Source organism: Pseudomonas koreensis (assembly GCF_025447595.1).
GTDB lineage: Bacteria > Pseudomonadota > Gammaproteobacteria > Pseudomonadales > Pseudomonadaceae > Aquipseudomonas > Aquipseudomonas koreensis_H.
The window spans coordinates 57255-71945 of record NZ_JAOEJU010000009.1 but is presented as its reverse complement, the minus strand read 5'-3'; the positions used below and the strand labels follow the sequence as shown (position 1 = coordinate 71945).

The window sequence follows — 14691 nt, the reverse complement described above, 5'->3', positions numbered from 1 at the left end:
TCGCGGGCAAGCCCGCTCCCACAAGGTCAATGGTGACTTTCGAAATTGTGATTTTGCCGTCGGGGACGACCCCGGCGCTCATCGAAAAACTGCGGGACGGCCCGCATCCCCTTCAGGGGTTTTGCCATGTTCAAAAAAGTCCTGATTGCCAACCGTGGCGCGATTGCCTGCCGCATTCTGCGCACCTTGCGTGAACTGCACGTCGAAGGCGTCGCGGTGTACTCCGAAGCCGATGCCGCCAGCCTGCACATCCTGCAAGCTGAAGAAGCCCACAGCCTTGGCGAAGGCGCAGCGGCCGGCACCTATCTGGCCGTGGACAAGATTCTCGCCATCGCCAAAGCCACTGGCGCCACCGCGATCCACCCCGGCTACGGCTTCCTCTCGGAAAACGCCGCGTTCGCCGAAGCCTGCGCAAACCATGGCATTGCCTTCATCGGCCCGACACCGGAGCAACTGCGGGTGTTCGGCCTCAAGCACACCGCACGGGCCCTGGCCAAACAGCACGGCGTGCCGATGCTCGAAGGCACCGAATTGCTCGACAGCCTCGACGCCGCACTGACTGCCGGCGAAACGGTCGGGTATCCGGTGATGCTCAAAAGCACCGCCGGTGGCGGTGGCATCGGCATGCGCGTGTGCCGCAACGCCAGCGAACTGAGCGAGTCGTTCGACGCGGTGAAGCGCCTCGGGCAGAACAACTTCAGCGACGCCGGGGTGTTCATCGAGAAGTACATCCAGCGTGCGCGGCATCTGGAAGTCCAGGTGTTCGGCGACGGCCACGGCGCAGTGATCGCCCTCGGCGTGCGCGACTGCTCGGTGCAGCGGCGCAATCAGAAAGTCCTCGAGGAAACCCCGGCACCGAACCTGCCCGAAGGCATGGCGGATGAGCTGTGCGCGGCGGCGATCAAACTGGCCAAAGCGGTGAATTACCGCAGCGCCGGCACCGTCGAATTCGTTTTCGACAGCGATGCGCAGCGCTTCTACTTTCTGGAAGTGAACACCCGGTTGCAGGTTGAGCACGGCGTTACCGAACAGGTGTGGGGCGTCGATCTGGTGCGCTGGATGGTCGAGCTGGCGGCCGGTGACTTGCCGCCGCTGGCCGAGCTGTTCGCAGGCCTGCAACCGCAGGGGCATGCGATTCAGGCACGGCTGTATGCCGAGGATCCGGGGCGCGATTTCCAGCCCAGCCCCGGCTTGCTGACAGCGGTCGATTTCCCCGTCGCCGATGGCCGGCATCTGCGCATCGACACCTGGGTTGAGGCCGGTTGTGAGATCCCGCCCTACTTCGATCCGATGATCGCAAAAGTCATCAGCTGGGCGCCGACCCGCGAACAGGCCCGCGCCGATCTGCATCAAGCCCTCGGCGACAGCCTGCTGTACGGCGTGGAAACCAACCGCGACTACTTGCGGCAGATTCTGCTCGATACGCCGTTCGCCAGCGGCCAGCCCTGGACCCGTTGCCTGGAAGGCCTGGTGTACCGGGCCAACACGTTTGAAGTACTGAGCGCCGGCACCCAGACCAGCGTCCAGGACTACCCCGGTCGCCTCGGCTACTGGGCGGTCGGCGTGCCACCCTCGGGGCCGATGGACAGCCGCGCGTTGCGTCTGGGCAATCGTTTACTGGGCAACGATGAAGGCCTGGCGGCGCTGGAAATCACCATGAGCGGGCCGTTGCTGCGCTTCAATTGCGATGCAGTGGTGGCCGTGACCGGCGCACCGATTGCCCTGACACTCGACGGCCAGCCGCAGGCGATGAACACCGCCCTGCTGATCCCGGCGGGCAGTCAATTGCATCTGGGCAATCTGGTGGGGGCCGGGGCACGCAGCTACCTGTGCCTGCGCGGCGGCGTGCAAGTGCCGGATTATCTGGGCAGCAAAAGCACCTTCACCCTCGGTCAGTTCGGTGGCCATGGCGGACGTGCCTTGCGCGCCGGTGACGTGCTGCATCTGGCTGCCCCGAGTGAGCGCAGCGCCGGGCAGACATTGGCGCCCCATCACGTCAGCGAATTACCTGCCGTGCGCCGGATCCGCGCCATCTACGGCCCTCATGGCGCGCCTGAATACTTCACTGAAAACTACATCGGCACCTTTTTCACCACGCAATGGGAAGTGCATTTCAACTCCAGCCGCACCGGCGTGCGCCTGATCGGGCCGAAACCAGAGTGGGTGCGCGCCGACGGCGGCGAGGCCGGGCTGCATCCGTCGAACATTCACGACAATCCTTACGCCATCGGTGCGGTGGACTTTACCGGTGACATGCCAGTCATTCTCGGCCCGGATGGACCGAGCCTTGGCGGGTTTGTCTGCCCGGTGACGGTGATCGAGGCGGATCTCTGGCAACTGGGCCAGCTCAAGGCCGGGGACAAGGTGCAGTTTGAGCCGGTCAATCTCAAGACCGCACGCGATCTCGCCCTGAAATGGGATACCAGCGATGGGGCTCAAGCAGACACCGCACCCACTTCATCGCTGGCAGGCCAGCGCCTACAAGGTCTTGTTTCACCTGTGGTGCTGGATGTGGGTCAGGGGGACACGCGACTCGTCGCCCGACTGTCCGGCGATACGCATGTGCTGCTGGAAATCGGCGCGCCGGAACTGGATCTGGTCCTGCGCTTTCGCGCCCACGCACTGATGCAGGCTCTGGAGGCCAAGGCCCTGCACGGCGTGATCGACCTGACACCGGGAATCCGCTCGCTGCAAGTGCACTACCAGCCCGAGCAACTGCCGCTGGCTGATCTGATCGGCATTGTCGCCGGCGAGTGGGATGCCGTGTGCAGCGCCACTGACCTGCAAGTGCCGTCGCGCATCGTCCACTTGCCGCTGTCTTGGGACGATCCGGCCTGCCAGTTGGCAATCGAGAAATACATGACCACCGTGCGCAAGGACGCACCGTGGTGCCCGAGCAATCTGGAGTTCATCCGCCGCATCAATGACCTGCCGAACCTCGACGAGGTGCAACGCACGGTGTTCGATGCGAGCTATCTGGTGATGGGCCTCGGCGACGTCTACCTGGGTGCGCCGGTCGCCACGCCGCTCGACCCGCGCCATCGGCTGGTGACCACCAAATACAACCCGGCGCGCACCTGGACCGCCGAGAACTCGGTGGGCATCGGCGGCGCCTACATGTGCGTCTACGGCATGGAAGGCCCGGGTGGATATCAGTTCGTCGGGCGTACCTTGCAGATGTGGAACCGCTATCGCGAAGTCGCCGCGTTCGAAGGCAAACCGTGGCTGCTGCGCTTCTTCGACCAGATCCGCTTCTACCCGGTCAGCGCTGATGAACTGCTGCGCATCCGCCGGGATTTTCCCCTCGGGCGTTTCGACTTGAATATCGAACAGAGCCAGCTCAACCTCGGCGATTATCAAGGGTTTCTCAACCGCGAAGCCGAGAGCATCCACGCCTTTCGCCAGCAGCAAAAAACCGCGTTCAACGCCGAGCGTGAACGCTGGATCGCCAGCGGCCAGGCGCACTTCGACAGCGAAGAAGCCGTGCCGCAAAGCCACGACGAAACGCCGCTGGCCAGCGGTCAGCAGAGTGTCGACAGCCACATCGCCGGCAACCTCTGGCAGGTCCAGGTCGAAGTCGGGAGTCGCGTCGCGGCCGGTGATGCGCTGGTAATTCTGGAGTCGATGAAGATGGAAATCCCCGTGCTCGCGCCGCTGCCCGGCGTGGTCCGGGAGATTCGCGTGCAACCCGGTTCGGCGGTACGCGCCGGTCAACGGGTCGTGGTGCTGGAACTCGACTGAACCCATTTTGCAAAGGATGACCTCATGAATCTGCAACTCGATGCCCTGCGCCAGGCCTACCGCGACGGCCAGATCACACCGCGCAAATTGCTGTTGGCGCTGCGGGAAAAAGCCGCTGCGCTCAATCCCGACTATCACCTGTTTATTCATCTGCTCAGCGCCGAGGAACTGGAACCGTACCTCGCCAGCCTCGACGGCCGCGATCCAGAGAGCTTGCCGCTGTATGGTGTGCCGTTCGCGATCAAGGACAACATCGACCTGGCCGGTGTCCCTACCACGGCCGCGTGCCCCGCATTCGCCTACCTTCCCGAGCGTTCGGCAACCATCGTCGAACAGTTGCTGGCGCTGGGCGCAATTCCGCTGGGCAAGACCAACCTCGACCAGTTCGCCACCGGCCTCAATGGCAGCCGCTCACCCTACGGCGTCTGCCCGAACAGCGTGTTGCCGGAATATCCCTCCGGTGGTTCCAGCGCCGGCTCGTCGCTGGCGGTGGCGCTCGGCGTCGCCAGTTTTGCCCTGGGCACCGACACCGCAGGCTCGGGACGGGTGCCGGCAGCGCTGAACAATCTGGTGGGACTCAAAGCCACCAAAGGCCTGATCTCTACCGCAGGCGTGGTGCCGGCCTGCCGCACGCTGGACTGCGTCACGACCTTCACCGCGACCGCACGCGAGGCCAGCCAGTTGCTGGCACTGACCGCCCGTTTCGACCCTCGGGATGAATACAGCCGCCGCAATCCGGCGTGGAATGACAGCTCGGCATTCGGTGCTCCCAAACCCTTCCGGTTTGGCGTTCCGCGTGCACAGGATCTTGAGTTTTTCGGTTGCCCCGAAGGCCCGTTGCTGTTCGGCGATGCCGTCGACCGTCTGAAGGCTCTGGGCGGCGAAGCGGTCGAACTGGACTTGTCACCGTTCCTCGAAGCCGCGCGGTTGCTGTACGAAGGGCCATGGGTTGCCGAGCGTTACAGCGTTGCCGGCGAGCTGATGGAACAGCGTCCCGAAGCCGTGCTGCCGGTGATCCGCGCGGTGCTGGCCAAAGCCCCGGCGGTGACGGGCGTGCAAGCGTTCCGTGCGCAGTATCGACTGCAGGCGCTCAAAGCCGTTTGCGATCAGGCTCTCGACGGACTCGACTGCGTGCTCACGCCCACCATCGGCCGCCCGGTGACCCTGGCCGAACTGGACGCCGAGCCGGTGCTGCGCAACGCCGAACTGGGTTACTACACCAATTTCATGAACCTGCTGGATTACGCGGCCGTCGCCGTGCCCAGCGCGGTCATGGACAACGGTTTGCCGTGGGGCGTGACGCTGTTTGGCCGGGCGTTCACCGACCAGTATCTGCTGGGCCTGGCGGACACCTTGCAGCGCCAACAGAATCCGGCGCTGCCGACACCGGCGAATCCGGCGCGCAATGACCGGGCGCGGCTGGTGGTCTGCGGCGCGCACCTCGATGGACTGGCCCTGAACTGGCAGTTGCAGCAACGCGGCGCACGCCTGATCGAAGCCACCCACAGCTCGAAGGACTACAAACTCTACGCGCTGGCCGGCGGCCCGCCCCTGCGCCCGGGGATGCTGCGTGTGGCGGAAGGTGGTGTGGCTATCGCGGTGGAGGTCTGGGAGTTGCCGAGCAGTGAACTGGGCTCGTTCCTGACCGGCATCCCGGCACCGCTGGGCCTAGGCAAGGTGCAACTGGCGGATGGCCGTTGGGAAAGCGGATTCATCTGTGAGCCCTATGGCCTGGACGGTGCGGACGACATCAGCCATCTGGGTGGCTGGCGCGCCTACCTCGCCAGCCGCGACTGACCCGAAAATCTGGCAAATCGCCGGCCCTCTCCCTGCTGGAGAGGGTCGGTGAGAGAGCGGCGTCTGATTACCCGTCATTTCAGGCACAAATCCCGCAGTTTTTTCCCGGCCATCTCACTAGAATGCTGCCATCGGGCCACCGTCGACGGAACTGCCAATGCCGCTCAGATCTGCGTTTTACTCCCAACGTTCGCTGGTACTGACTCTGGTCGCCCTCCTCGGCGCAGGTTTCCTCGCCACCTCGCTGCTCAGCTACTACGCCTCGCGCGCGTCGATCCGCGACAACATTGTCAACACCGAACTGCCGCTGACCTCCGACACGGTCTACTCGGAAATCCAGAAAGACCTTGTCAGACCGATCCTGATTTCCTCGATGATGTCCCGCGACACCTTCATGCGCGACTGGGTGGTAAACGGCGAAAAAGACAGCGACCAGATGACCCGCTACCTCGACGAGGTCATGACCCACTACGGCGCCTATACCGCGTTCTTCATTTCCAACAGCACCCACACCTACTATCACGCCAAGGGCGTGCTCAAGCAGGTGAAAATCGACGAACCACGCGACGCCTGGTACTTCCGCGTGCGCGACATGAAGGATCCGTACGAGATTAACGTCGACCCGGACCTGGCCAACAAAGACAACATGACCTTCTTCATCAACTACAAGGTCTATGACTACAACGATCGCTTCATCGGCGCCGCCGGCGTAGGGCTGACGGTGGATGCGGTGATCAAGCTGATCGACAAGTACCAGCAGCGCTATCAACGCAGCGTTTACTTCGTCGACACCTTCGGCCGACTGGTCTTGACCGGTGCTGAGGGCGGGCCGGAAGGGGCGCCAGTCGGGAAAAGCCTGAACGACCTCGACAGCATGAAAAGCCTGGTCAGCCAGTTGCCCAAACCTCACAGCGGCAGCTACGAATATTCCGCCCACGGTCAGGGACATTTCCTCAACGTGCGGTTTATTCCTGAGTTGAACTGGTACCTGTTCGTCGATAAACGCGAAGACGGCGCGCTAAGCGAAATCCGCCAGTCGCTGTACCTCAATCTGCTGATCTGCCTGCTGGTGACGCTGATTGTGCTGGCATTGGTCAACCGCTTGATCCGCCGCTATCAGGAAAAGATCCACGCCCAGGCCACCCTCGACAGTCTCACCGAACTGCCCAACCGCCGCGGCTTCGACCTGCTCGCGGCGCAAGCGCTGCACGAAGCCCATCGCGAGCCGAAACCGCTGACCGCACTGCTGCTGGATCTGGATCACTTCAAGGTCTTGAACGACACCTACGGACACATGGCCGGCGATCAGGTGCTGATCGGGTTCGCCCGTGACCTGCAAAGTTGCCTGCGACATTCCGACATCGTCTGCCGTTGGGGCGGTGAGGAATTTATCGTTTTGCTGAAGGACACTGACGGCGAAACCGGTCAGAAGATTGCCGAGAAGATCCGCCAGCACGTCGAACAGCATGAATATGCCTACAACGGTCATACCCTGAATCTGACGGTCAGCATCGGCGCCACCACCCTGCAACGGGATGACACCTTGCACAGCCTGCTGTCCCGGGCCGATCATGCGATGTACCGGGCGAAACAGACCGGCCGTAACCGCACCTGCATGGAAATGCCTCACTCGACCTATGCCTGACACTCATGAACAAACCTGACCTCTGCCCGGCCTGTGGCGCCCGCAACGACTGCACCCTGGCCGACCCGCGCACCGCCGACCGCGCCTGCTGGTGCTACGGCGTTTCGATTGACCCGGCAGTGCTCGAAGCCTTGCCGGCGGAGCTGCGCGACAAGTCCTGCCTGTGCCCGCGTTGCGCCCAGGTCGAGGCGCAACTGCAAGCGGCCAAGCCGTCGATCCCGTAAGATGCGCGCCTCGCTTCTTGCCGATTCCTGATCATGCGTGTCGACCGTTTCCTCAGTAACCTGCCCCGCTACAACCGCAAACAGGTTCGCCTGTTGCTGGTAGAAAAGCGCGTGCGCATTGACGGAAAAGTCGTCAGCGACCCTCACAGCGAAGTCCTGGAATTCAGCCGCGTCGAAGTCGACGACGAAGTGCTGCAAAGCGGTAAACCGGCGCGCTATTTCATGCTGTACAAACCGCAAGGCTGCGTCAGCGCCACCCGCGATCCCGAACATCCGACCGTGCTCGACCTGATCCACGAGCCGGACAAGGACGACCTGCACATCGCCGGGCGTCTGGACTTCAACACCACCGGGCTGATGCTGATCACCAACGACGGCAGCTGGTCACGGCGCCTGACCCAGCCGCAGACCAAACTGCCGAAGGTCTATTACGTCGAGACCGAACAGGAGATCGGCCCGGAATATGCGATCAAGTTCGCCGAGGGGATTTACTTCGCCTTCGAAGACCTGACCACCCAACCGGCGCAGCTGGAAGTGCTCGGCGCGCGAACGGCGCGGTTGAGCATCGTCGAGGGTCGTTACCACCAGGTGAAGCGCATGTTCGGTCACTTCAACAACAAAGTGCTGCGCCTGCACCGCGAATCCATGGGCCCTCTGCCGCTGGATCACGCGCTAAAACCGGGCGAGTACCGCGCCTTGCGCACCGAAGAGATTCATTTGTTCTAAGCCGCCGACCGCTCAGCAGAAGTTGTCGAACAATTTACCAACGGCACTTGCGCGATCCGGATCCCCCTGCTTGAATCAGGACGTCGGCCAAATTGTGACCGATGAGTCACACATAACTTCTAAGAAACTTTTTGCCGGTAGACAGCCCTCAAGGGCTGCGCCTCAGCCGGCAGATTGCCCGCCAATAACAATACCCGTCGACCTGCCGTTCCGGATCGACATGGGCTCCAAAATTCCAGGCGTATGCCTACCTGTCACAAAGCTCGTGCAATCTCTATTTGCGCGCATACCCGCTTGCTTGCCAGGAGTCTTATGACATGAGGCCAGAAATCGCTGTGCTGGATATACAGGGTCAGTATCGGGTTTACACGGAGTTCTATCGCGCAGACGCCGCAGAAAAGACCATCATCCTGGTCAACGGCTCGATGGCCACGACTGCGTCGTTTGCACAAACCGTGAAAAATCTGCACCCGCAATTCAACGTGGTCTGCTACGACCAGCCCTACGCGGGCAAGTCGAAAGTCCACAACCGCCACGAGAAACATCTGACGAAAGAAGTCGAAGGTCTGATCCTGCTGGAGCTGATCGATCACTTCGCGGCCGAACACGTGCTGTCGTTCTCCTGGGGTGGCGCCGCGACCATGGTCGCCCTCGCGCATCAGCCTCGGCGCATCGAAAAAGCCGTGATCAGTTCGTTCTCCCCGGTGATCAACGCGCACATGCTCGATTACCTCGAACGCGGCGTCGAATGCCTCGGCCAACGCGATGGCGACCGGGTCGGCCACCTCGTCAACAACACTATCGGCAAACACCTGCCGTCGCTGTTCAAGCGCTTCAACTACCGCCACGTCAGCAGCCTGGCCGAGCACGAATACGGGCAGATGCATTTCCACATCAACGACGTGCTGCACAGCGACCGTCAGTGCTATCTGAACGCGGCGAAAAAAATCAACGTACCGGTGCTGTTCATGAACGGCGAATGGGACGAATACACCGCCGCCGAAGATGCGCGCCTGTTCGGCAGCCATGTCGCGCAGAGCACCTTCACCACCCTGCAGGCCACCGGGCACTTCCTCGACATGGAACACAAATCCGCCTGCCGGGACAGCCAGAACGCCCTGCTCGGTTTCCTGAAACCGGCGCAACAGGCCAGCCGAACGCGTTACCAGCTCGTCCAGGATCACCATGCATTGGCCATTTGAAACAGTGTCGTCGCGAGCAAGCCTGCGAGGCTGAGATTCAGCCGTCCTCCAGCCCGTAGTGCTTGCCCGCGATTGACCGATCCGGCTCTGATTCAGGCTTTTCCACTCGCCACACGCAAAGAAAACTTCAAATCCGTGGCCGAGTCTGGTACAAAGTCAGCCGCTCTGAGCGGGTGTCGTATAATGGCATTACTCCAGCTTCCCAAGCTGATAACGAGGGTTCGATTCCCTTCACCCGCTCCAATCGAATTTATGTCCTGCGTCGTGGTTTGACGGGGGATGCGCAAACAGAAAAACCGGCCTTGATGGCCGGTTTTTTTGTGTCTGCGTTTTGAGGTCTGCTGCTCGTCCGGCAAAGAACAATTCAGCAATACACCGTTGATTGCAGATACGGTATCCCTCTCTACTCTTCATTCTCTCCAGCCACAAGAAACACAGTTTGCTCAAAGGAATGATCCATGAGTACGGTTTCCCATCAAGATTTCGACCGATTGGAAACCACTACACTGCGGTAAATCCAGAGCGCAAACCGTAAATGGCCTTTCAATCGAAGAGCGTTCACATCCAGTGCAGGAAGACAAAAGACTTGGAATGACGGATGAAGAACAGGCCATCTGGGACGATGCGATCAGGTTCGCACGATCAAACAAGAAAGCTATTGGCAAGCGACTCACGGATCAGACCCGGTATCCGCCCGAAAAAGAGCCTGTTTCAGTTTTCATGGCTGGGTCGCCGGGGGCTGGCAAGACAGAGGCATCATTAGCCCTGCTGAACCTTTTCTCTGATACGCCGATCCTGCGAATCGATCCAGACGACCTCAGAAACGAATTTGAAGCCTATCAAGGTGGCAATGCCTGGCTTTTCCAAGGCGCCGTTTCAATTCTGATAGGAAAGCTGATTGATCTTGCCCTGGATCGAAAACAATCTTTCCTGCTCGATGGGACGCTTTCAAATATAGAGATCGCAAGGAACAATGTGCGGCGTTGCCTGGACAAGGGGAGATTCGTTCAAATTCTCTATGTCTATCAAGACCCCAGGCTTGCTTGGTCATTTGTCACGGCTCGTGAGGAAGCCGAAGGACGGAGGATTCGACCGGAGCATTTCGTCGACCAATATTTTGCAGCACGTGACGTGGTTAACACGCTTAAGCTAGAGTTTGGCAAGGATCTTCATGTCGATCTGCTTGTGAAGCACATTGATAATTCTGGCCGTCTCTACAAGGCGGGTGTTGACAAGATCGACTACCATATCCCGGAGAAGCATACGAAACACGACCTGATGGTCATGCTTGGGATGAATAACGGAGTAACCCCATGTTTTCCATGAAACTCGGATCCCCAAAGGAGTCCACGAGTCCATTCGCAGACTTCATTCGTAATGCGAAATCGGAAGAAAAAAAGCGCGTTTACAGTGAAGTGCTGACCGAAGCCACCAAAAAACAGAATGAAGTAATGCTGGCTGCACGTGAAAAGCAAGCCTGATTACGTTAGCGGATTCCAAAACTGCCCGGCCAAGTGCCGGGCTTTTTCATTCTGCCGTTGACGTGTTTTACGTGCTCCGGCGTGCAAGCTTTTGGACGATAGCAGCAGGAGTGCGGTCTCTAAAAAAACGGTCTTGATGGCCGATTTTTTATGTTTGTGATTTGGAGAGAATAAGAGCCCAGCCCCACTCAGGGAGCAGACCTTATCTCAGCTGCGCTTAACTCCCTTTAATTGTGGGTTATCACGCCAAAATCGAGATAAGCCCCAAAATATTGGAATTGGAGGTCGCCTCAGAAACCTACTTTGGCCAGGAACCCACACCTGTTGAGCCTCAACGCCAACCCATTGGATTTCATGGAAACGGCCTGCAATACAGTCCCCATTCTGCTGAAGTATCCCCGCCTAGACTTCTTCGTGACCGCCGCCCCCATCAAAGGACGATGACCGCTCGGTGGTTATAGTGTTGATCGATAATAAATCGTGGGTATAGTACCCACCAAGCACACCACAGGGAGGTGTTGTGAATAGCCGTTTTCTAATTGGCCAGCTCGTCGCAGACGGTTGGTATCTGGTGCGGGTAAGGGGCAGTCATCATCACTTCAAGCATCCGACCAAACCTGGTCTGGTCACAGTGCCTCACCCGAAGAAGGATCTGCTCAAGAAAACGGCCATCAGTATTTTGCAGCAGGCGCTGCTTTGACTTATCAGGTCAATTGCGCCGTGGAGGACGACACATGCTTTACCCGATCGCGATTTCAGTGGGTGATGAAGGACATGCCTGGGGAGTGGAGGTGCCGGATATTCCGGGCTGTTTTTCCGCCGGTGATGATCTGGACGATGCGATGGCGATGGCCCGCGAAGCCATCGAAGGCCATTTCGAGATACTGGCCGAAGACGGCTCGCCCATCCCGCCGGCCAACAAGGTCACACTGCATGCCGCCAATCCAAAATACGCTGGCTGCACGTGGGCGGTGGTGGATATCGATGTGACCAAATACCTGGGCAAAGCTCAGAAACTCAACATCACATTGCCCGGCTATTTGCTCAACCGTATCGATGAATACGTGTTGCACCATCCGGAAGAGAAAAGCCGCTCCGGATTTCTGGCCTCGGCGGCACTCAAGGTTTTGCAGCAACGTTGAAGCGGATAAAAACCGGTCTTGAAGACCGGTTTTTTTCTTGCCCGCTGAAACGTCGCATCGGCGTAGTTACTGTTCGATTCAGCGACGCCGTGATTTAAGACAGCCTCACAATTGCTTGTTTCTACATAAATCTACCGACGTATAACGGGTCTCCCTATATACCGTTAGGTTTCACTATATTTTGCTCTTATCCGGCTCAGCCTTTTCACCAAAACAAAGCATCAGCCTTTCACCTCAACATGATCCAGCGCCTGATTCACCGCCAATTCCCCCAGCATCACCAGTTGCGCAATGCCTATCGCGGTTCTGCGGTGGGTGGGGTCGAGGGTGGCGGCGAAGTTGTTGAGCATCTCGGATGCCGAACCCAGTGATTCGCTGGCGTTGGCCAGCAGGGATTCGGTGTCGTAGGCCGGGTTGGCGAAGTACATCGGGTCGGGCTGGTTGGTCGTGCCCATGACATGGGCGCCGGGGCAGAGGTAGTGATCGAGGGCGCGGTTGGCGGCGTCGTTGAGTTTTCTGCAATCGATCGAGACGTACGGGGACGTCGGGTCGGTTTCGACTTCTGGGGGATTCGGTGTTGGCTTGAACATGATTTGATACTCGGTGTGATGGTTAGAGCTGCCCCATTCGGTTCCACGCGAAGGGGTGGCAGCTGTACGCAGGTTGGAACCCGGGCCACCAAGCAAAACCCGACAGACTCGAAGTCTCCCGCGCACAGCCGCCATAACAGAGTGCACACCATCAAGGTGCGCAAGCATACGTCATGAACGACGCTTTGCATTCAGTGAAGTCGCCGGGGTTCCAATCCCGATCGCCGATTCATCAGCGACCCTCAAAGGCTAGAGTCCGCACTTCCGACGGACAACCTGAAAACCTTGTGGGAAGGTTCAGTAAACAGGCCCAACTCTTTAAACATCCCGAATCGAAAAACCACGCTTACAGATCCCCAACACTCGCCCGGTTCTCACACTCGCCACGACCCGCTAGCATTTCCCCATCGCCCACCACCCTCCCCCTGCGCGGCCATCGACGAATACGCGCCATCACGTTTCGAGGGATTCAAAACCGTGGCCTCCGAGCCACCCGAATCAAATTCAAAAGAGCAGCAAACCCATGACCCAGAACATCTACGACGATCCCGAATTTTTCCAGGGCTACAGCCAGATGAACCGCTCCATCGGCGGCCTCGATGCCGCGCCGGAATGGCCGGCGCTGAAAGCCTTGTTGCCCTCCCTGCACGGTTTGCAGGTAGTGGATCTGGGCTGCGGCTATGGCTGGTTCTGCCGCTGGGCCAGCGAACAGGGCGCAACCGAGGTGCTGGGGCTGGATGTCTCGGAGAAAATGCTCGAACGGGCGAAGGAAACCACCTCGGCTGCAAACATCCGCTACGAACGTGCCGACCTGGAACACCTCGATCTGCCTGCGTGCACTTACGATCTGGCCTACAGCTCACTGGCCCTGCATTACATCAAGGATCTCTCAAACCTGTTTGCCAAGCTGCACGCGGCGCTTAAACCCGGAGCGCATTTTGTGTTTTCCATTGAGCACCCGATTTTCATGGCGCCGCGCAATCCGGGCTGGCTGATCGACAGCGAAGGCAACAAGCGCTGGCCGCTGGACAGTTATCAGAGGGAAGGCGAGCGGGTTACGAACTGGCTGGCGGACGGAGTGATCAAGCAGCATCGTACGGTCGGCACGCTACTCAACGCGTTGATCAACGCAGGTTTCACGATTCAACACGTCAATGAATGGGGCCCGAGCGATGCCTAGGTAGTTGCGCAACCGGCCCTCGCTGAAGAGCGTGAGCGACCGATGATGATGCTGGTCGCCGTACAGCGCTGACCGCAAAAGAAAGGGCCGATCAAATCGGCCCTTTTTCATTTCAACGCGTGGCGACAATAAACAACCGTGGAAACGGCAACAGCACCGAACCATCCGCCAGCGCCGGATAGGCCTTCGCGACCTCCGCCAGATATTGCGCCAGATACTCCTCCCGCTCGGTTTCCGTCAGCGGACTGAGGAACGGAATCAAACCACTGCCCTTGAACCACTCGACAACACCCGAGGCCCCGCCCGCCAACTGGTGGTGATACGTGGTGCGCCACACATCGACCCGCGCGCAGTGCGGCCGCAACATCGAGAAATAGGCACTGGCATCCGCCATCTCGGTCCGCTGCCCCGCCGCGCCCGCCAGTTTGCTGGCCCACGGCCCATTGGCGGCGACTTCGCGCATCAACCGATGGGACGGCTCGTTGAGGTTGTCCGGCATCTGGATCGCCAGACTGCCACCCTGCGCCAACTTGCCCGCCAGCGCCGGCAACAAGGTCGCGTGATCCGGCACCCACTGCAAAACGGCGTTGGCGAAGATCACATCGAATGGCCCCGCATCCGCCCATTTATCGATGTCCGCCACCTCGAACTGTAACTGCGGCAGACGCTTGCGCGCGGCATCGATCATGTCCGACGAACTGTCGAGTCCCTGCACTTTCGCCCCCGGAAAACGCTTCACCAACAACTCGGTCGAGTTGCCGGGACCACACCCGATATCGACCACGAAACGCGCCTCGGGCGTGTGAATCGCCGCCAGCAGGTCGCGGGCCGGGCGGGTGCGTTCATCTTCGAAAGTGACGTATTGCTTGGCGGACCAGGTCATTGCGTTCTCCTGTCTGGGGCGTTCTGGCGAAACGTGGAAAAGCGGCTGCCGTCACGATACAGCGATCGTGTTTATCTGCC

The 14691-nt window shown here is 59.8% G+C and carries 12 protein-coding genes, 1 tRNA gene and 1 pseudogene; 12 read left to right on the top strand and 2 right to left on the bottom strand.

The genetic code is table 11. From position 1 onward, the window contains the following. Nucleotides 1–126 precede the first annotated feature (126 nt). The 11 genes from uca to N8H71_RS13465 all read left to right on the top strand — a co-directional run bounded on the left by uca (nucleotide 127) and on the right by N8H71_RS13465 (nucleotide 11958). The gene (gene uca, locus N8H71_RS13515; protein ID WP_262194368.1) at nucleotides 127–3741 is read left to right on the top strand and encodes an urea carboxylase; all 3615 of its coding nucleotides are present in this window, start codon (nucleotides 127–129) and stop codon (nucleotides 3739–3741) included. A 24-nt stretch (nucleotides 3742–3765) separates the two neighbouring features. Beyond that, nucleotides 3766–5538 carry an allophanate hydrolase gene (gene atzF, locus N8H71_RS13510; RefSeq protein ID WP_262194367.1) on the top strand — a complete coding sequence of 591 codons (1773 nt, stop codon included), beginning with the start codon at nucleotides 3766–3768 and terminating at the stop codon, nucleotides 5536–5538. A 157-nt stretch (nucleotides 5539–5695) separates the two neighbouring features. After that, on the top strand, nucleotides 5696–7183 hold the full coding sequence (locus N8H71_RS13505) for a sensor domain-containing diguanylate cyclase (RefSeq protein ID WP_262194365.1): 1488 nt from the start codon (nucleotides 5696–5698) through the stop codon (nucleotides 7181–7183). Between the two features lie 5 nt (nucleotides 7184–7188). Beyond that, the gene (locus N8H71_RS13500; RefSeq protein ID WP_007957955.1) at nucleotides 7189–7407 is read left to right on the top strand and encodes a cysteine-rich CWC family protein; all 219 of its coding nucleotides are present in this window, start codon (nucleotides 7189–7191) and stop codon (nucleotides 7405–7407) included. Nucleotides 7408–7440: 33 nt separating this feature from the next. Then, nucleotides 7441–8133, top strand: a complete 693-nt coding sequence (locus tag N8H71_RS13495; RefSeq protein ID WP_262194364.1) for a pseudouridine synthase — start codon at nucleotides 7441–7443, stop codon at nucleotides 8131–8133. Nucleotides 8134–8450: 317 nt separating this feature from the next. Next, nucleotides 8451–9335, top strand: coding sequence for an alpha/beta fold hydrolase (locus N8H71_RS13490; protein WP_085605494.1), 885 nt, complete (start codon nucleotides 8451–8453; stop codon nucleotides 9333–9335). 169 nt (nucleotides 9336–9504) lie between these two features. Further along, nucleotides 9505–9578 (top strand) — tRNA-Gly (locus N8H71_RS13485). 348 nt (nucleotides 9579–9926) lie between these two features. Continuing rightward, complete coding sequence (locus N8H71_RS13480) at nucleotides 9927–10661, top strand: zeta toxin family protein (protein WP_262194362.1); 735 nt, start codon at nucleotides 9927–9929, stop codon at nucleotides 10659–10661. Further along, nucleotides 10649–10816 carry a hypothetical protein gene (locus N8H71_RS13475; RefSeq protein WP_167443763.1) on the top strand — a complete coding sequence of 56 codons (168 nt, stop codon included), beginning with the start codon at nucleotides 10649–10651 and terminating at the stop codon, nucleotides 10814–10816. The genes N8H71_RS13480 and N8H71_RS13475 overlap by 13 nt, the downstream gene beginning before the upstream one ends. A gap of 520 nt (nucleotides 10817–11336) precedes the next feature. Beyond that, a complete protein-coding gene (locus N8H71_RS13470) occupies nucleotides 11337–11516 on the top strand; it encodes a type II toxin-antitoxin system HicA family toxin (protein WP_007957952.1) in 180 nt (59 codons plus the stop codon). 34 nt (nucleotides 11517–11550) lie between these two features. Continuing rightward, on the top strand, nucleotides 11551–11958 hold the full coding sequence (locus N8H71_RS13465) for a type II toxin-antitoxin system HicB family antitoxin (RefSeq protein WP_007957951.1): 408 nt from the start codon (nucleotides 11551–11553) through the stop codon (nucleotides 11956–11958). Nucleotides 11959–12179: 221 nt separating this feature from the next. Here N8H71_RS13465 and N8H71_RS13460 read toward each other — a convergent pair whose 3' ends face one another. Further along, nucleotides 12180–12548: a DUF6124 family protein gene (locus N8H71_RS13460; RefSeq protein WP_262194359.1), complete on the bottom strand. Its 369-nt coding sequence runs from the start codon at nucleotides 12546–12548 to the stop codon at nucleotides 12180–12182. A 523-nt stretch (nucleotides 12549–13071) separates the two neighbouring features. Here N8H71_RS13460 and N8H71_RS13455 point away from each other — a divergent pair. After that, a pseudogene (locus tag N8H71_RS13455) lies at nucleotides 13072–13800 on the top strand (class I SAM-dependent methyltransferase). 40 nt (nucleotides 13801–13840) lie between these two features. Here N8H71_RS13455 and tam read toward each other — a convergent pair. Next, entirely contained in the window at nucleotides 13841–14611 is a 771-nt protein-coding gene (gene tam, locus N8H71_RS13450; RefSeq protein ID WP_262194358.1) for a trans-aconitate 2-methyltransferase, read from the bottom strand. Nucleotides 14612–14691: the final 80 nt, after the last annotated feature.